General features: G+C 76.1%; 20 protein-coding genes. 9 read left to right on the forward strand and 11 right to left on the reverse strand.

Annotation, left to right across the window (positions count from 1 at the left end; translation table 11 throughout):
- Positions 1-89: 89 nt before the first annotated feature.
- The 4 genes from B9L22_RS14200 (at position 90) to B9L22_RS14215 (ending at position 3623) form a co-directional block, all read left to right on the forward strand.
- Positions 90-884, forward strand: a complete 795-nt coding sequence (locus tag B9L22_RS14200) for an SDR family NAD(P)-dependent oxidoreductase (protein WP_085387482.1) — start codon at positions 90-92, stop codon at positions 882-884.
- 146 nt (positions 885-1030) lie between these two features.
- Entirely contained in the window at positions 1031-1705 is a 675-nt protein-coding gene (gene msrA, locus B9L22_RS14205; RefSeq protein ID WP_086150865.1) for a peptide-methionine (S)-S-oxide reductase MsrA, read from the forward strand.
- A 135-nt stretch (positions 1706-1840) separates the two neighbouring features.
- A complete protein-coding gene (locus B9L22_RS14210; RefSeq protein ID WP_086150866.1) occupies positions 1841-2677 on the forward strand; it encodes an aldo/keto reductase in 837 nt (278 codons plus the stop codon).
- A gap of 118 nt (positions 2678-2795) precedes the next feature.
- Entirely contained in the window at positions 2796-3623 is an 828-nt protein-coding gene (locus B9L22_RS14215; protein WP_086151019.1) for a CPBP family intramembrane glutamic endopeptidase, read from the forward strand.
- Positions 3624-3644: 21 nt separating this feature from the next.
- Here B9L22_RS14215 and B9L22_RS14220 read toward each other — a convergent pair whose 3' ends face one another.
- The 5 genes from B9L22_RS14220 to B9L22_RS14240 all read right to left on the reverse strand — a co-directional run bounded on the left by B9L22_RS14220 (position 3645) and on the right by B9L22_RS14240 (position 7154).
- Positions 3645-4472: a phosphatase PAP2 family protein gene (locus B9L22_RS14220; protein WP_086150867.1), complete on the reverse strand. Its 828-nt coding sequence runs from the start codon at positions 4470-4472 to the stop codon at positions 3645-3647.
- Between the two features lie 134 nt (positions 4473-4606).
- Positions 4607-5266: an SRPBCC family protein gene (locus B9L22_RS14225; RefSeq protein ID WP_086150868.1), complete on the reverse strand. Its 660-nt coding sequence runs from the start codon at positions 5264-5266 to the stop codon at positions 4607-4609.
- Positions 5263-5655: a helix-turn-helix transcriptional regulator gene (locus tag B9L22_RS14230; protein ID WP_186381269.1), complete on the reverse strand. Its 393-nt coding sequence runs from the start codon at positions 5653-5655 to the stop codon at positions 5263-5265. Before B9L22_RS14230 ends, B9L22_RS14225 begins: the two co-directional genes overlap by 4 nt.
- Before the next feature lie 39 nt (positions 5656-5694).
- Positions 5695-6270, reverse strand: a complete 576-nt coding sequence (locus B9L22_RS14235; RefSeq protein WP_086150869.1) for a hypothetical protein — start codon at positions 6268-6270, stop codon at positions 5695-5697.
- The gene (locus tag B9L22_RS14240) at positions 6267-7154 is read right to left on the reverse strand and encodes a substrate-binding domain-containing protein (protein WP_086150870.1); all 888 of its coding nucleotides are present in this window, start codon (positions 7152-7154) and stop codon (positions 6267-6269) included. The genes B9L22_RS14235 and B9L22_RS14240 overlap by 4 nt, the downstream gene beginning before the upstream one ends.
- Before the next feature lie 144 nt (positions 7155-7298).
- On the opposite strand from B9L22_RS14240, the gene B9L22_RS14245 reads away from it, so the two are divergent.
- Positions 7299-7679, forward strand: coding sequence for a DUF5997 family protein (locus tag B9L22_RS14245; protein ID WP_034650386.1), 381 nt, complete (start codon positions 7299-7301; stop codon positions 7677-7679).
- A gap of 45 nt (positions 7680-7724) precedes the next feature.
- Here the strand turns inward: B9L22_RS14245 and B9L22_RS14250 are convergent, their stop codons facing one another.
- A complete protein-coding gene (locus B9L22_RS14250) occupies positions 7725-8159 on the reverse strand; it encodes a SelT/SelW/SelH family protein (protein ID WP_086150871.1) in 435 nt (144 codons plus the stop codon).
- Between the two features lie 62 nt (positions 8160-8221).
- Positions 8222-9616 (reverse strand): DUF2252 domain-containing protein, encoded by a 1395-nt coding sequence (locus B9L22_RS14255; RefSeq protein WP_198947307.1) that lies wholly within the window; start codon positions 9614-9616, stop codon positions 8222-8224.
- An 88-nt stretch (positions 9617-9704) separates the two neighbouring features.
- Between B9L22_RS14255 and B9L22_RS14260 the strand changes: the two genes are divergently transcribed.
- A complete protein-coding gene (locus B9L22_RS14260; protein ID WP_233140140.1) occupies positions 9705-10886 on the forward strand; it encodes a class I SAM-dependent methyltransferase in 1182 nt (393 codons plus the stop codon).
- Positions 10887-10944: 58 nt separating this feature from the next.
- On the opposite strand, the gene B9L22_RS14265 is transcribed toward B9L22_RS14260, so the two are convergent.
- Complete coding sequence (locus B9L22_RS14265; protein WP_009864026.1) at positions 10945-11355, reverse strand: FKBP-type peptidyl-prolyl cis-trans isomerase; 411 nt, start codon at positions 11353-11355, stop codon at positions 10945-10947.
- 136 nt (positions 11356-11491) lie between these two features.
- Between B9L22_RS14265 and B9L22_RS14270 the strand changes: the two genes are divergently transcribed.
- Entirely contained in the window at positions 11492-12370 is an 879-nt protein-coding gene (locus tag B9L22_RS14270; RefSeq protein ID WP_086150872.1) for an alpha/beta fold hydrolase, read from the forward strand.
- Positions 12363-12962: a TetR/AcrR family transcriptional regulator gene (locus tag B9L22_RS14275; protein ID WP_086150873.1), complete on the forward strand. Its 600-nt coding sequence runs from the start codon at positions 12363-12365 to the stop codon at positions 12960-12962. The genes B9L22_RS14270 and B9L22_RS14275 overlap by 8 nt, the downstream gene beginning before the upstream one ends.
- Before the next feature lie 24 nt (positions 12963-12986).
- Here B9L22_RS14275 and B9L22_RS14280 read toward each other — a convergent pair whose 3' ends face one another.
- Positions 12987-14396: a cystathionine beta-synthase gene (locus B9L22_RS14280; protein WP_086150874.1), complete on the reverse strand. Its 1410-nt coding sequence runs from the start codon at positions 14394-14396 to the stop codon at positions 12987-12989.
- A gap of 146 nt (positions 14397-14542) precedes the next feature.
- On the opposite strand from B9L22_RS14280, the gene B9L22_RS14285 reads away from it, so the two are divergent.
- A complete protein-coding gene (locus B9L22_RS14285; RefSeq protein ID WP_233140142.1) occupies positions 14543-15259 on the forward strand; it encodes a DUF5701 family protein in 717 nt (238 codons plus the stop codon).
- Between the two features lie 79 nt (positions 15260-15338).
- Here the strand turns inward: B9L22_RS14285 and B9L22_RS14290 are convergent, their stop codons facing one another.
- Together B9L22_RS14290 and B9L22_RS14295 are read right to left on the reverse strand one after the other, a co-directional pair.
- Positions 15339-15806, reverse strand: a complete 468-nt coding sequence (locus tag B9L22_RS14290) for a hypothetical protein (RefSeq protein ID WP_143317313.1) — start codon at positions 15804-15806, stop codon at positions 15339-15341.
- 53 nt (positions 15807-15859) lie between these two features.
- The gene (locus tag B9L22_RS14295) at positions 15860-16774 is read right to left on the reverse strand and encodes a Bax inhibitor-1/YccA family protein (RefSeq protein ID WP_086150875.1); all 915 of its coding nucleotides are present in this window, start codon (positions 16772-16774) and stop codon (positions 15860-15862) included.
- Positions 16775-16815 lie beyond the last annotated feature (41 nt).

Genomic DNA, 16815 nt, shown 5'->3' on the forward strand with positions numbered 1-16815 from the left:
GGCGGGGGCGGTGGCGGCCGCGACCGCCGCGGGGCACGGTAGGGAGGCGGGCGGCGACCGTCGTCCGACGACCCGGAAGGAGCCCGCGCATGAGGATCGACCTGGACGGCAGGAGGGCGCTCGTCACCGGCTCGGCGCAGGGCATCGGGCTCGCGATCGCGCGCACGCTCGCGGCGTGCGGCGCGGCGGTCGTCGTCAACGGGCGCTCCGAGGAGACGGCGCAGCGGGCCGCCGCGGACGTGCGCGAGCACGTGCCCGGGGCGGACGTGCTGGGCGTGGCCGCGGACCTCGCGACCGACGAGGGGACGGCGGCCGTGCTCGACGCCGTGCCGCACGTCGACGTGCTGGTGAACAACCTCGGCATCTTCTCGAGCGCGGACCCGCTCGCGATCGACGACGCCACGTGGCGCCGTTACTTCGAGGTGAACGTCCTCGCGGGCGTGCGGCTCACGCGCGCGTACCTGCCGGGGATGACGGAGCGCGGCTGGGGCCGGGTGCAGTTCGTCGGGAGCGACTCGGCAGTCGTGATCCCGGCCGAGATGATCCACTACGGCGTGACGAAGACGGCGCTGCTCGGCGTCTCGCGCGGGTTCGCCAAGGCCGCGGCGGGCACGGGCGTCACGGTGAACAGCGTGCTCGCCGGGCCCACGCACACGGGCGGGGTGGAGGCGTTCGCGCGCGAGCTCGTCGGCGACGACCTGCCGTGGGACGAGGCGCAGCGCGTGTTCATGCGCGAGCACCGCCCGCAGTCGCTGCTCCAGCGCCTCATCGAGCCGGAGGAGATCGCCCACATGGTCGCCTACCTCGCGTCGCCGCTGGCGTCGGCGACGACCGGCGCCGCGGTGCGCGTCGACGGCGGGTACATCGACTCGATCGTCCCGTGAGAGGCTCGGGCCGGACGCCTCCCTCGACCCTCTCGGTCGCGGCACGTCCGCGGAACACCGACCGCCCCCGCCGCGTTCTACCCCGTGCCAGGACGATGCGTCGTGGGCCAGCGCCCCGGTCGTCCGGGCACCTCAGGAGGTAAGCGATGAACTCGATCTTCGACGCGATCTTCGGCTCGTCCGGCAAGACGACGATGATCGCCCCGGAGGACGCGCTGCCCGGGCGTCAGTCGCCCGTGCTGCAGGCGCCGCGTCCCCACACCGTGCTCGGCACCTCGATCACCGGCCCGTGGCCCGAGGGCACGCGCGTGCTCTACCTGGCGATGGGCTGCTTCTGGGGCGCCGAGGAGATCTTCTGGCAGGTCCCCGGGGTGGTGAGCACCGCCGTCGGCTACATGGGCGGCACGACGCCGAACCCCACCTACGAGGAGGCGTGCACCGCGCGCACCGGCCACACCGAGACGGCGCTCGTCGCGTACGACCCGACGAAGGTCTCCGAGGAGGAGCTGCTCAAGATCTTCTGGGAGCGCCACGACCCGACGCAGGGCTACCGCCAGGGCAACGACGTCGGCACCCAGTACCGGTCCGCCGTGTACTGGACGACGCCCGAGCAGGAGCGGGCCGTCCGTGAGACGGCGGCGCGCTACTCCGCGGTGCTCGAGACCAAGGGGTACGACCCGGTGACGACGGAGATGCGCCCCGCGGCCGAGGCCGGGCCGTTCTACTACGCCGAGGACTACCACCAGCAGTACCTCGACAAGAACCCGAACGGCTACCGCTGCCACGCGACCACGGGGGTCCCGTTCCCGAGCGCCGCGTAGCACCCGCCGAGAGGTGAGAAGTGGCCCCTGGTCCCGCCGGATCAGGGGCCACCTCTCGCATCTCGCCCGCACGACGTCCCGCGGGCGCGTCCCGCCGAGGTGCGGGGCCGCCGGGGTCGCCCGCACGATGGGCCCATGACGATCCCCACCCTCGCGGCGCAGGACGGCACGACGATCCCCGCGATCGGCCTCGGCACCTACCGGCTCCAGGGCGAGGAGGGTGCGGACGCCGTCGCGCGCGCGATCGACGCGGGATACCGGCTCGTCGACTCCGCGTTCAGCTACGAGAACGAGGGCGCCGTGGGCGCGGCGGTGCGCCGCTCGGGCGTCGCGCGCGAGGACGTGCTCGTGACGTCGAAGCTCCCCGGCCGTCATCACGCGCACGACGACGCCGTCCGGACGGTCGAGGAGTCTGTGCTGCGCACGGGCCTGGACTACCTCGACCTGTATCTCGTGCACTGGCCCAACCCGCGCGTGGGCCGGTACGTCGAGGCGTACGAGGCGCTCGTGGAGTGCCGCGACCGGGGCCTGGTCCGGCACGTCGGGGTCTCGAACTTCCTGCCTGAGCACCTGGACGCGGTGATCGCGGCGACGGGCGTGACGCCCGTCGTGAACCAGGTCGAGCTGCACCCGTACTTCCCGCAGCCGCTCCAGCGCGCGGCCGACGCGGAGCGGGGCGTCGTCACGGAGGCGTGGAGCCCGATCGGTCGCGCGAACGACCTGCTCCAGGACCCGGTCGTCACGCAGGTCGCGGCCGCGCACGGCGTCTCCCCGGTGCAGGCGATCCTGCGCTGGCACGTGCAGCTCGGCGTCGTGCCGCTGCCGAAGGCGTCGTCGTCGGAGCGTCAGCGCGAGAACCTCGACGTCTTCTCGTTCGAGCTGACCACGCACGAGATGAACGCCCTGACGGGGCTCGCCCGGCCGGACGGGCGCACGAACGACCAGGACCCGGCGGTGTACGAGGAGCTGTAGCGTCCCGGACCGCGGCCTGGTCTCGGCCCCGTCGGGGCCCGGTCCCGGCGCGGCGGCGCGCGCCCGGGCCCGCGGGTCGTGGCACCGTGTGCGCGTGACCTCCCCCGCGCTCAGCCCGCTGCCCGACGCCGCCCGGCCGCCCTGGGCGGTCGGGTCGCCCCTGCGTCTGCTCGCCGCGGTCCTCGTGTCCGGCTCCGCGGTGCTGCTCTTCGCGGTCCACGCGCGCCCGCTCGGGTACGTCCCGCTCGTCCTCGGGGTCGCGCTCGGGCTGCTCGTGGACCGGCGCCTCGGCCGCGACCTCGCGCTGGTCGGCGTCGGGATGGGGATCATCTCGACGATCTCGCTGAAGGCCGACCTGTCCGACGCCGGCATGGTGCGCTTCGCCGTCGTGCTCTCCCTCGCGGTGCTCGTCCCGTGGGCGCTGTCCCGCGTCGTCTTCCGCGAGGACGCCGTCACGTTCCCCGTCGCGACGGGGCGCCGCTGGACGCGGGGGCAGGTCGTGTACCTGGTCGTGGTCGTCGTGGCGGGCTACCTGATCCTGCCGTTCTACTTCATCGGGTCGGGCGCGTACCTCAACTGGCCGCCGATCACGGGCGGCGCGGAGATCGCGCGCCTGTTCGTCGGCGTCAACGCGGTGGGCATCTGGGACGAGCTGTTCTTCGTGTGCGTGGTCTTCGCGCTGTACCGCGAGCACTTCGGGGTGTGGACGGCGAACCTGCTGCAGGCGACGGTCTTCGTGTCGTTCCTCTGGGAGCTCGGCTACCGCGAGTGGGGCCCGCTGCTCACCGTGCCGTTCGCGCTCGTCCAGGGCTGGATCTTCTCCTGGAGCAAGTCGCTCACCTACGTGGTGGCCGTCCACCTGCTGTTCGACGTCGTGGTGTTCGCCGTGCTCGTGCACGCCCACCACCCGGAGCTGTTCGACGTCTTCGTCACCGCGCCGCGCTGACGGCGCCGCCCGCGGGCGCGGTCAGGACGGTCGGGCGAGCAGCACGCGGCGCACCCCGTCGACGCGGCACGCCGCCGCGACGGCCGTCGTGGCGGGACCGGCGAGCACCGTCACCGCCGCCACGACCACGGCGACGCCCACGGCCGCGCCGGCCACGACGTCGTGCGGGAAGTGCACGCCCTGGGCGACGCGGGCCGCCGCGACCGCCACGGCCAGCAGGGCCGGCACGACGACCCAAACCGCGAGATCGCGCGTGCGGGAGCGGTTCGCGTGCCGCGCCGGCACGGCGCCGGGGACCCGCACGGCCGGCGCGCCGGCGAGGACGACGGCGGTCGCGAGGGCGAACGCGATCGCGGTGTGGTTGCTCGGGAACGACCAGTCGCCCGCCGCGGGGCAGTGCGCGACCTCGACCAGCTCCCAGCAGCCGCGCGGCTGCCGCACGAGCGACTTCACGGCCTCGCTCGCGGCGTAGGCGGCGACGGCGCCCACGCCGGCGACGAGCGTCGTCGCGACCGCGGGCGGGCCGCCCCGGCGCGAGCGCCAGGCCACGAGCGCGCACCAGGCCACGAGCACGAGCACGCCGCCCTCGGCGACGAGCTCCGTCCCGGGGAGCTCGGCCGTGCGCGCCGTGACGGCGAGGTAGAGGGACTCGCTCGGCCCGCGCAGCATCCGGGCGACGAGGACGACGAGCGCCGCCCCGACGAGCCACGACAGCGCCACGAGCGCCTGCCCCGCCAGCCCGGACGACGGCTCGGGGGCCGTGGGTCCGGCCGGCGCGCCGTCGCTCTCGTCACGCGTCGGGACGGGATCGGGCAGGGTCGTGGTGCGGGACGAATCGGGCGAAGTCATCGGACGAGGGTATGCCGGGTGAACCACGGGTGAACATCCGCCCCGCGGCGGACGTCCGCCGCGGGGCGTCCCCCCAGGGCGGTACCTCGCAGCGCCCCCGGTGCGACCGCCGACCGGCGACCGCGGGGGCGGCCCTACGGGGTGCCGGAGGAGTCCTCGTCCGCGGGGACGTAGAACGCCGTCGTGGCGGCGACGCGGGCGGCGACGTCGTCCGCGTCGAGCCCGTCGGCCGCGGCGAGCGCCGCTCCCCACGCCTCGCTGCTCGCGGCGTTGAACGCGCGCAGCTCAGGGCTCGCGAGGACGGCCTCGGGGTCGAGCGTCGCCCCGCCGTCGAGGTGCAGCCCGAGGCCCAGCAGCGCGCCGTCCCACCCGACGCCGACCGCCCCCGGGCCGAACTGGTCCCACATCTCCGGCGGCACGACGGCGGTGTGCTCGAGCGTGAGGGTCGTGCCGCCGTCCGGCGCGGGCGCGAGCCGGACCTCGACGACGGACGAGTCCTCCGGCGTCGGCGGACCCATGACCCACGTGAGCCGCAGGAGCCGCGGGGCCTCGCACGCGCGGATCTCGCCGCCGGCGTTGCCCTCGACCTGGTAGGTGCCGCCGACCCGGAGGTCGCCCGTCACGGGCAGGAACCAGCACGGGATGCGCTCGGGGTCGGTGACGGCGTCCCACACGTCCTCGACGTCGGCCGGGTAGGTGCGCTCGATGGTGACGACCCGTGCCGTACCGGCGGGCAGGTCTCCCGTCCCGACGGTGCGCCGCGCGGCCTCGAGCTCGGCGATGAAGTCCTTCATGCTGTCCTCCTCGTGGTGTCGGTGGGGCGCTCGTCGTCCTCGTCGGCGCCGGGTGCCGTCGCCCGACGGCGCTCGCGGGCACCCCGGGCGAGCTCGGTCCCGAGCGCGTCCAGCCGCTGCTCCCAGAACCGGCGCAGGCCCGCGGCCCAGTCCTCGACCTCGTCGAGGGCCGCCGGGTCGAGCGCGTAGAGGCGCCGGGTCCCGTCCGGGCGGACCGACGCGAACCCGCTGGTCCGCAGCACGCGCAGGTGCTGCGACACCGCGGGCTGGCTGATGCCGAACTCCTCCCCCACGCGCGCCGCGATCTCGCCGGCGGGCTGCTCGCCGTGCGCGAGGTGCTCGAGGATCCGACGACGGACCGGGTCGCCGAGGACGTCGAACGCTTCCATGACCCCCATCTTTCATACTGCGCTTATATAAGTCAATGCCTATGTTGCGAGCGCGCGCGCCATGACCCGCTGCGGCCCGGCGCTCCCTCCGAGGTACGCGCCGCGGTCGCGCAGCCCCGCGCGCGCGTACGCGCGCCGCCCCGCGGCGTTGCGGTCGTTGACCGTGAGGACGAGCGCCTCGTACGGCGTCGTCCGCCCGCGCAGCGCCGCGAGCGCCGCGACCGCGCCGGGAAGGTCCCGCACGACGCGCGACCCGACGCCGCCGCCCTGCGCCGCGACGTCGACGAGGAAGCCGCGGAACAGCACGACGTCGTCCGGGGCGACGCCGTCGAGCAGCGCCGCGACCTCGGCCGGGGCACCGCCGGGGTGCAGCACGCCGAGCGCGACGGGGTCGCCGCCCGGCGGCCGGGCGACCAGCAGGTGCCGGCCCGGGTCGGCGTGGGCGGCGGCGACGACGTCGGCCGCGGGCGGCACGAACTCCTCCTGCCCGGGCCCCAGCCGGAGCCGGAGCGCGGCGGCCAGCAGCCGGCCCCGCTCGTCCGGGGGCACCGCGTCGAGCAGCACGAGCTCGACCGGGCCACCCGGAGCCTGCGGCGCGGACGGCGGAGCCGTCACCGCCGCTTCCCGCCCCGACCGCGCGCGCCCCGGCCCTTCGGCGTGCCGCGGCCCTGCGCGCCGCCCCCGCCGCGCCCGCCGCCCGCTCCCCCACGACCGGCGCCCGCTCCGCCGCGGCCTGCGCCACCGCGCGCGTCGCGGTCGCGGCGCTCGCGGGCGGGCGCGGCGTCCTCCGCGGGCGCCGTCGCCCGACGCCCGCGCGAGCTGTTGGCCGTGCGGCCCCGGACGATCCCGACCATCTCCTCGACGAGGTCGTCGTCGCGGTCCGCGACCCACGCGAGCGCGACGGGGGCCGACGGCGCCCCCTCCAGGCGGCGGTAGGTGACGTCCTTGCGGTGGTGCAGGCGCGCGAGCGACTGCGGCACGACCGCCACCCCGACGTTCGCGGCGACCAGCACGACCGCGTCGCCGGTCGTCGCGGGCCGCTCGTCGGCCGGCCGCCCCGGCGGCTGCGGCGCGTCGTCCGGGGACCCGGCCTCGCCCGCCCACGGCACGACGTCGTCGAGCGGCCGCAGCAGCACGTCGTCGGCGAGGTCGTCGAGCGCGACCGGCTCCTCGGGCTCCAGGGCGGCGAGCAGGTGGTCGCGTGACACCAGCACGACGGGCGCCTCCTCGTAGAGACGGATCGCGCTCAGCACGTCGCGGTCGACGGGCAGGCGCAGGATCGCGGCGTCGGCCTCGTCGTCGCGCAGCGCCCGCTCCGCGTCGCCGGGCTCGACGGCGACGAGCTCGAGCGGCACGTCGGGGAGGCGCTCGCGCCACGTGCGCACCCACTTGGCCGGGGTCGCGCCGGGGACGTACGCGAGCCGGAACCGGCGGCCGGCCCCGTCGTCCCCGCCGCCGTCGGTCGTTGCCTCGGGAGCCGTGCCCGCGTCGTCGTCCACCCGGACAGCCTAGGCGCGCGGTCCCGCGCGCTCCCGCGCGACGTGCACCGGGCCCGGCTCCGGTCCGTCGCAGGCCCGCCGGACGCCCGCCGCGCGCCCGACCGCGGGCCGCCGGCACCCGACCGGCCGACTACCCTGGAGCCCATGACCCCCAAGCAGTCCGCGCAGACCATGAAGCCCGCCACCGCGGCGAAGAAGCTCGGGGTGTACCTGCCCGCCACGCCGCAGGAGTTCCAGGAGGGCACCATCACCCGGGCCCAGCTCGAGGAGATGGAGAAGAACCCGCCCCAGTGGCTCGCGGACCTGCGCCGCAACGGCCCGCACCCGCGGCCCGTGGTCGCGGGCCGGCTCGGCGTCTCGATCTCCGGCCTCACGCGCGGCGGCCTCACCGAGCCGCTGACCACCGACGAGATCGACGCGCTGCGCCAGGACCCGCCGGAGTGGCTCACGGCCGAGCGCGAGGTGCAGAAGAAGGTCCGCGCCGAGGAGGAGCGGCTCGCCGCCGCGCGCGCGAAGAAGGGCTGAGCCGCGTCCTGCGGGACCGCATCTGCCGGAGCGACCCGACCGGCCTCAGTCCGGGCGCGGTGCCTCCGTCGCGGCGTCCGTCGCGGTGGCCGCGCGGTCGGTGTGGCCGAGCGACAGGTCGGGCGCGACGGCGTCGCGCACCCGCCGCTTGAGGTCCGGGATCTCGGGGAACCCGCCGTCGACGCGGCGGTCCCACAGCAGCACCGGCCCGTCCCCGGCGTCGAGCGTGACGCGGAAGACGCCGTCCGTGCCGGGCACGAGGGCCACCTCGCCCAGGCGCGTGCGGAACGTCTGCAGGAGCTCCTGCGCGACCCACGCCGCGCGCAGCAGCCAGCGGCACTGCGTGCAGTACTCGACCGCCACGCGCGCGGTCCCGCGCGCCTCGGGCGCAGTCGGAGCCTCTGCCCGCGCGGAGGACTCCGCAGGCGCCTCGGCGGGCGCGGGGGCGTGCGGGCCGGGCTGACCGGCGTCGTCCGTCATGGCGCCCAGCGTACGGGCGGCCGTCGGGCGCGCGGGTGGCCGTCCACCGCCGTCGGACCGGCTCAGACGCCCCGCTCGGCCGGGAGGCGGCCGCTCGTCACGGCAGCCTCGAGCGCGGCGTAGTCCCCCTCGACGACGTCCGCGTACGCGCGCGACCACCGTGCGAGGGACTCGTCGAACACGTCGGAGCGGCCGAGGTAGCCGTGCGCCACGCGCGCGCCCGGCGACTGGCTGTGCGCGCGGGCGAGCACGCGCCCGCACAGCTCCCCGTACCGCACGAACTGCGAGGCCGAGAGCCGGCCGAGCTCGACCGACCCCTTCATGTCGCGGAACTGGCGCCAGTAGAAGTCGACGCGCGGGCGGCCCGTGCGGTCGGGCGCCTCGACGGTCGTCCACCCCAGGAACGGGTCGGACTGCGCCTGCAGGATGCGCTGGGCGGCGACCACCCGGCGGCCCTGGGCGGGCACGGCGCCGGCGGGCACGAGCCCGGACGGCAGCGCGTCGACCATCCCGCCGTACGTCGCGAGGACCGACGACGTCGCCTCCTTCACCTGCAGCACGAGCGGCTCCCCCGCGGGCCCCTCGAGGAGCACGATGTAGCAGCGCGTCCCGACGCTCCCGACGCCCACGACGCGCAGCACGAAGTCCACGACACTGAACTGGCTCAGCAGGAGCCGGGCGTCGGCGCGCAGCGGCTCGCGGTACGCCTCGAACAGCGTCGTGAGCTCGTCGACGCTCGCCGTGTCCACGTGCTGGGTGACGGGCGGCTGGTCGACGATCCGCGTGCGGCCGTCGGCGGTCCGGCTCGTGATCTTCCGCACCACCTGCTCCGACGTGCGCCGCCGCGCCTTGCGCACGGTCCGCTCGAGCTCCTCGCGCCCGCCGTCGAGCAGCAGGGGCTCGATGACCGCGGTGTCGACGAGGAACGCGTAGCGCTCGAGGGCGTCGCGCGCGAACGCCTCGGCGAGCGTCTCGCGGTACCCGCGCACCGCGCCGCGCGCGGCGTCCGCGCAGTCGTGCTCGGCCAGGCCCTTGTCCCGCCCGCCCACGTACATGCTCGCCGCGAGGCGCTTGACGTCCCACTCCCACGGGGCGTCCGACGCCTCGTCGAAGTCGTTGAGGTCGAACAGGACCCGCCGCTCGGGCGACGCGAAGAGCCCGAAGTTGGAGACGTGCGCGTCCCCGCACGCGACGACCTGGACGCCGGTCCGGGGGCCGTCGCGCAGGTCGTGGGCCATGGTCGCGGCGGTGCCGCGGTAGAACGCGAAGGGCGACTCGAGCATCCGGCCGATCCGCAGCGGGACCAGGTCCTGGAGCCGGTCGCGGTTCTGCTCCTCGACGATCGCCACCGGGTCGCGCTCCGGCAGCAGCAGCGCGCCCTGCGTGCGGCGCGGCACCCGGTCGCGCAGCGCGCGCCCGACGGCACGGGACTCGACCAGGGTTCGCGGGACGTCCACGGGTGCCTCCTCGCTCTCCGCAGTCGCACAGTAGCGCTCCGCCGGGCGCGCGGCGCGGCGACCACCGGGCGTCGGGGAGACTGGGGCGGTGACGACCTCGCCCGACCTCGCCGCCCTCCTGGAGCGCCTGCGCACCCACGACGTCGGTCCGGACCGGGAGGACGCACCGGTCGCCGTCGACCCGGCCGACCGCCTGCTGCTCGACGAGGCGGCGCCCCTGCTCGCCGGCGTCGCGCCGGGCGCCGTGGCCGTCGTCGACGACCGGTACGGCGCCCTCACCCTGGGTGCGGCGCTGCTCACCGGGGCGGGTCCCGCCGGGGGGCGCGTGCGCGTCCACCAGGACGCGTGCACCGCGGAGGCGGCGCTCGACGCGAACGCGCGCGCGGTGGGGACGGCGACGGCGTACGACCGCCACGGCCTCGACGCGGGGCTCCTGGCCGGGGCGCGGGTCGTGCTGCTGCGGCTCCCCCGCGGCCTCGCGGCGCTGCGCGACGTCGCGGAGCACGTCGCGCGCGAGGCCGGGCCGGACGTCGTGCTCCTCGGGAGCGCGCGCGTCAAGCACATGACGCGCGCGATGAACGACGTCCTCGCCGAGTCGTTCGGCGAGGTGCGCGCGAGCCTCGCCCGGGGCAAGTCCCGCGTGCTCGTCGCGTCGGCGCCCCGGCCTGCGCGCCCGCTGACCTACCCGGTCGTCACCGACCTGGCCGACGTGGGCCTGCGGGTCGCGGCGTTCGGCGCCGCCTTCGCGGGCGCGGGCCTGGACCTCGGCACGCGGTTCCTGCTCGACCGGCTCGGCGCCGACGACGGACCGACCCCCGGCGGGCAGGGTGCGGCGCCGCGCGACGTCGTCGACCTCGGGTGCGGGACGGGCCTGCTCGCCGCGTGGGCGGCCCGGCGCTGGCCCGACGCGCGGGTGGTCGCCGCCGACCGCTCGGACGCCGCCGTCCGCTCGGCCGCGCTCACGGCGCGCGAGAACAGCGTCGCCGACCGCGTGCGCACGGTGCGCGACGACGCGGGCGCGACCCTCGCGGACGCGAGCGCCGACGTCGTGCTGCTCAACCCGCCGTTCCACGACGGCGCGGCGGTGCGCACCGACGCGGCGCACCGCATGTTCGCGACCGCGGGGCGCGTGCTGCGACCGGGCGGCGAGCTGTGGTGCGTGTGGAACTCGCACCTGCGGTACCGTCCCGCGCTCGAGCGCGCGGTCGGGCCCACGACGCAGGTCGCGCGCGACCCGCGCTTCACGGTGACGCGGTCCGTGCGGCGCTGAGCGGCGGGCGCCCGTCGTGGGTGGTCACCGCGACGACGGGCACCCCGCGCTCAGGAGGTCACTGGACGTCGACGACGTCCACGACGAAGACGAGCGTGTCCGTGCCGCCGATGCCGGCCTGCGGCACGCCGCGCTGGCCGTAGCCGTGCTCCGGCGGGATCGAGAGCAGCACGCGGGAGCCGACGTTCTGGCCCACGAGGCCCTTGTCCCAGCCGCCGATGACGGCGCCGACGCCGATGGGGAAGGCGATGGTGTCGCCGCGGTCGTAGGAGTTGTCGAAGACGTGCCCGCCCCAGGTCTGACCGAGGTAGTGCACGACGATGTTGCGCCCCGACGTGACGGCCGGGCCGTCGCCCTCGGTGAGCACGACCACCTGCAGACCGCTGGGCGCGTCCGTCTCGGGGAAGGTGAGCGTCGGCTTCTCGCCGAAGGATCCCGAGGCGGTGGGGAGGGTGGGCTGGTCGGTCACGAGGTTGCCTCTCGTCGGGTGCAGGAAGGCCCGCGCGGGCGCGGGTCTCCTTACCCTACGCGGGTCGCCCCGAGCCGGCCGGGCGCGATCGCCGAAACTCTTGTCCTCGTTGGCTAATGGTATTAGCCTCAAGGCTATGACCACGAGCCAGCACCCGACCGTGCGCCACCTCGCCCGCACCGAGGGACGCCTCGCCTACACCGACCAGGGCTCCGGCCCGCTCGTCGTCGCCGCACCCGGCATGGGCGACCTCCGCGCCACCTACGACGACGTGGTCCCCCACCTCCTCGCCGGGGGCCACCGGGTGGTCGTCATGGACCTGCGCGGCCACGGCGACAGCGACACGACCTTCGCGACGCACGGCGACGAGGCGACCGCGTCCGACTACGTCGCGCTCGTCGAGCACCTGGGCGCCGGCCCGGCCGTCCTGCTGGGCAGCTCCATGGCGGCGTCGGCCGCCGTGGTCGCCGCGGCCCAGCGCCCCGACCTCGTGCGCGGGCTCGTCCTGCTCGACGGGTTCCTGCGCGAGCCGTCGTCCCCGGCGAGGCTCCGCGCGATGCGCGTGCTCTACCGCGTCGCGCTCGCGCGGCCGTGGGGCGCGGCGTTCTGGGCCTCGTTCTACGGCTCGCTGAACAAGGGCCGCACCCCCGCGCGCCTCGCCGCGCACCAGGCCGCGATCCGCGCCAACCTCTCCGAGCCGGGGCGCCTGCGCTCCTTCCGGGACCTCACCCTCCAGCTCGACCACCGCGTCGTCGAGCCGCGCGTCGCGCAGGTCGAGGCGCCCGTGCTCGCGGTCTACGGCGCGCTCGACCCCGACTACGCCGACCCGGCCGCCGAGGCCGCGTGGACCGAGCAGGCGCTCGGCGCGACCACGCTCCTGCTGCCCGAGGTGGGCCACTACCCCCAGCTCCAGGCCCCCGAGGAGGTCGTGGCCGCGACCCTCGGCTTCCTCTCCGGGCTGCCCGACGGCGACGCGCGCCCGGGCGCCGAGCGGTCGGAGGACGCGCGTGGCTAGGGCCGGGCTGTCCCACGACGCCGTCGTCCGGATCGCGCTCGACCTCGTCGACGCCGGCGGCCCGACGGGCTTCGCCGACCTCACGCTCGCCAAGGTCGCCGCGCAGGCAGGCGTCGCGACGCCGAGCCTCTACAAGCACGTCGGCTCGCTCGCCGCGCTGCGCCGCGAGGTCGCGGTCGTCGCCGTCGGGGACTACACGCGCGCCCTCACCGACGCGACGGTCGGCCTCGCCGGGCCCGACGCCGTCGCCGCCCTCGCGCACGCGACCCGGCGGTACGCCCGGGCGCACCCTGGCCGGTACGCGGCCGTGCAGGTCGCCCCCGACCCGGACGACCCCGCGGACGCCGCGCTGTCGGCGGCCGCGGGGCGCAGCGTCCAGGTCGTCGCCGCCGTGCTGCGCGGGTTCGACCTGCCCGAGGACCGCACGGTCGACGCCGTCCGGTCCGTGCGCGCGAGCCTGCACGGCTTCGTCGCGCTCGAGCTCGGCGGCGGCTACCGCCTGCCCGACGACCTCGACCGCAGCTTCGACCTGCACGTCCGCGCGCTCCTCGCCGGGCTGGCGTCCCTCGCGCGCCCGCCGGCCGGGGCCTGAGGCGCGCGCCGGACCCGGCGGGGATCAGCGCGCGGCGACGAACCCCAGGAGGTCGTGCCGCGTGAGGACCCCGACCGGGTCGCCGTCCTCGACGACCAGCAGCGCGTCGGCGTCGTGCAGCGCGGTGCGCACGGCCTCGACGCCCTCGCCCGCGCCGATGAGCGGGAAGCGGGGCTCCATGTGCTGGTCCACGCGGTCGGCGAGCGACGCGCGGCCGGAGAAGACGGCGTCGAGCAGCGCGCGCTCGCTCACCGACCCGGCCACCTCCCCGCTCTTCACGGGCGGCTCGGCGCCGACGACGGGCATCTGCGACACCCCGTACTCGCGCAGGATCTCGATGGCGTCGCGGACCGTCTCGCTCGGGTGCGTGTGCACGAGGTCGGGCAGGCGGCCGTCCTTCGCGCGCAGCACGTCGCCCGCGGTCACGCCCTCCTCGTCGGGCAGGAACCCGTAGGACCGCATCCACGCGTCGTTGAAGATCTTGGAGAGGTAGCCGCGCCCGCTGTCCGGCAGCAGGACGACGATGACGGCCCGCGCGGCCGCCTCCGGGTCCTCCTCCTCGAGCCGGCGCGCGAGCCGCAGCGTCGCCTCGACCGCCATGCCGCACGACCCGCCGACGAGCAGGCCCTCCTCGCGCGCGAGGCGCCGGGTCATCGCGAACGAGTCGGCGTCGCTGACCGGGATGACCTCGTCGGGGACCGCCGGGTCGTAGGCGGCCGGCCAGAAGTCCTCGCCCACGCCCTCGACGAGGTACGGGCGCCCGTCGCCGCCCGAGTAGACCGAGCCCGCCGGGTCCGCGCCGACGACGCGCACGCGACCGCCGGCGGAGCCCGCGCGGTCCGCGGAGACCTCCTTGAGGTAGCGGCCCGTGCCGGTGATGGTGCCGCCCGTGCCGACCCCGGCGACGAAGTGCGTCACGCGACCGTCGGTGTCGGCCCAGACCTCGGGGCCGGTGGACTCGTAGTGCGACGCCGGGCCGTTCGGGTTCGCGTACTGGTTCGGCTTCCAGGCGCCCGGGATCTCGCGGACCAGCCGGTCGGAGACCGAGTAGTAGGAGTCCGGGTGGTCGGGGGCCACGGCGGTCGGCGTGACGACGACGCGCGCGCCGTACGCGCGCAGCACGTCGCGCTTGTCCTGGCTCACCTTGTCCGGGCAGACGAAGACGCAGTCGTACCCCTTGCGCTGCGCCACGAGCGCGAGGCCGACGCCCGTGTTGCCCGACGTGGGCTCCACGATGGTGCCGCCGGGCCGGAGCTCGCCCGACGCCTCCGCGGCCTCGACCATCTTCAGCGCGATGCGGTCCTTGACGGAGCCGCCGGGGTTCACGTACTCGACCTTGGCGAGGATCGTCGCGCTGAGGCCTGCGGTGACACGGGACAGCCGGACGAGCGGGGTACCGCCGACGAGCTCGGACACGTGCTCTGCGTATCTCATGCCCCGATCATCCCCGATCCGGCGCCGCGCGCGTGCTCGACCGGACGCCGTCCCGACCGACGCCGGGCGTGAGGTGGCTCGCGACGGGAATTCCCGTACGGTGTAGAACGTTGAGGACGCCGACATCCCCGACCGAGAGGTGACTCGTGCCCGAGCCCACGACCGCCGCCACCCGTCCCGCGTCCCCCGCGACGGCCTCCGCGCCGCCCGCGCTCCCCCCGCTGCCCGACGTCGTCGCCCAGGCCGAGCGCCTCGTCGCGCTCGACGTCCACGACATCGCCGGCCTCACCGCGGACGCGTTCCGCGCCGCCGCGGCCGACCTCGCGGCGACCGCCCCCGCGGGCGCGCTGCTCGTCGTCGACCCGGCGCTCGCGCCGCCGTCGGCCCTCGCACCCCTGCTGCGGCTCCCCGCGAAGGACGGCGAGAAGGGGGGTTTCGTCGTCGTCGACATGACGGACGTGGACCGCTTCGCGCCGATCGAGGGGATCGTCGTCCCGCCGGGGCCGCTCTCGCTCGTGACGGACGTCGACCGCGGCGACGACCTGGCGAGCTGGTCCCCGGACGAGGCGTTGCCGGAGCTCACGGCGCGCGGCCGGACGCCGCTCCTGCTGCACGAGGGGATCCACTGGGCGCTCCAGGCGCCGGACGTCCTCGCGCGCAACCACTGCTACATGACGGTCGGCTCACGGCTGCGCAAGCCCGACGGCCGCCTCGACACCCGCACCCCCGCGCTCTGGATCTCGAACGGCACGGGACGCGACGGGCGCGAGCGCCGCGGCGCCCCGAAGGTCGGCTGGTGCTGGGCCGGGAACCGCCACACGTGGCTCGGCTTCGCCTCGGCCGCCGGCCGCCTCCCCGCCTGACCCCACCCGCTGAGTGCGGAAGGAGTCGCGGCGGAGACGTCCGACCGCGGCTCCTTCCCGCACTCACGGGGTGGGTCCGTCAGCCGACGAGACCCAGGATCGCGACGAGGACCACGACGACGCCGAGCACGACGACGAGCAGCGGGCGGTCGGAGGCCTCGGGCGCCACGAGCCGGCCGAGACCCGCCCCGACCGCGGCGGTGACCCCGACGACGGCGGCCGCACCCGCGACGAGCGCACCGCCACCGCCCGCGCCGGCGTCGGCGAGCTGGCGGGCGATGCCGCCCGCGAGCAGCGATCCCCAGAGCGCGCCGGCCACGAGACCGAGCGCCGCGAACACGAGCGCGGCGCGGCGCTCCGTGGCGTCGCGCGTGATCCGGGTGCCGAGCCAGGCGACGGCGGCACCCGCCGTCGGGACGCTGAGCAGGATGAGGAGCGCCGCGAACGACAGCCACGCGGGCGGCGCGCCCGAGACGACCATGTAGAGGACCTGGACGCCGAGCATCGCGGCCGCCGCGACGACGAGCCCGGCCAGAAACACCGGCACCCGCGGCGGGAGGTCCGCCGCGGGTGCCGGTTCACGGGTGCTGCGCGCCACCGTCAGTCGCTGCTCTGCAGGATCGCGAAGAGGCGCAGGAACTCGAGGTAGAGCCAGATCAGCGTGACCATGAGGCCGAACGCGGCCGACCACGCGAACTTGGCGGGGACGCCGGCCTCGACGCCACGCTTGATCGAGTCGAAGTCGACGATGAGCGACGCGGCGGCCAGGCCGACCGCGATGAGCCCCACGACGATGCCGATCGTGCCGCCGCGCATGCCCCAGCCGTCGAGGACGCCGAAGAGCACGAGGACGACGTTGACGAGCGAGAACGCGAGGTACCCGACCATCGCGATGAGCAGCCAGCGCGTGAACTTCGGGGTGACGCGCACCTTGCCGGAGCGGAACAGGAACAGCGCGGCCGCGAACGTCGCGACGGTCGCGAGGACCGCCTGGAAGACGATGTCCGTGAGGTTCCCGCCGTTGCCGACGGTCATGGTGCCGAACGCGAGGCTGATGCCACCGAGGAACAGCCCCTGGGCCACGGTGTAGGCGATGATCAGGGCCGGGCTGGGGTTCCGCTTGAACGCGTTGACCAGGCCGAGCACCAGGCCGGCGATCGCACCCAGCAGGTAGAGGAACGGCATCTGCGGCGTGAGGTACCACGACGCCGCCCCGACGACGACGAGCAGCGCGAGCAGGCCGCCCGTCTTCATGATCACGTCGTCGTACGTGAGGCGCTTGGTGTCCGCCGTGGTCGCCGACGGCGCGCTGTACATCGCGTCGAGCTGCGCCGCGTCCGCGGTCTGGGCGCCGTACGCACCCCACTGCGCGCCCTGCGGGGGCGTGCCGTACGCGGGGCCCTGGCCCCGTGCGGGCGGGCTCCCGTAGGCGGGCGCGGCCTGCGTGGCCGCCCCACCGCGCCGGTTCTTCGGCTCGCCGAAGACCGCGCTGTTGTTGAAGACGGGGTTGCTCATGAGCTCCTCCTGGTCGCGGCGTCCACTACCTCTCAGCGGGC

Origin of the sequence: Cellulosimicrobium sp. KWT-B, from assembly GCF_002127155.1 — a bacterium.
GTDB classification, from domain to species: domain Bacteria; phylum Actinomycetota; class Actinomycetes; order Actinomycetales; family Cellulomonadaceae; genus Cellulosimicrobium; species Cellulosimicrobium funkei.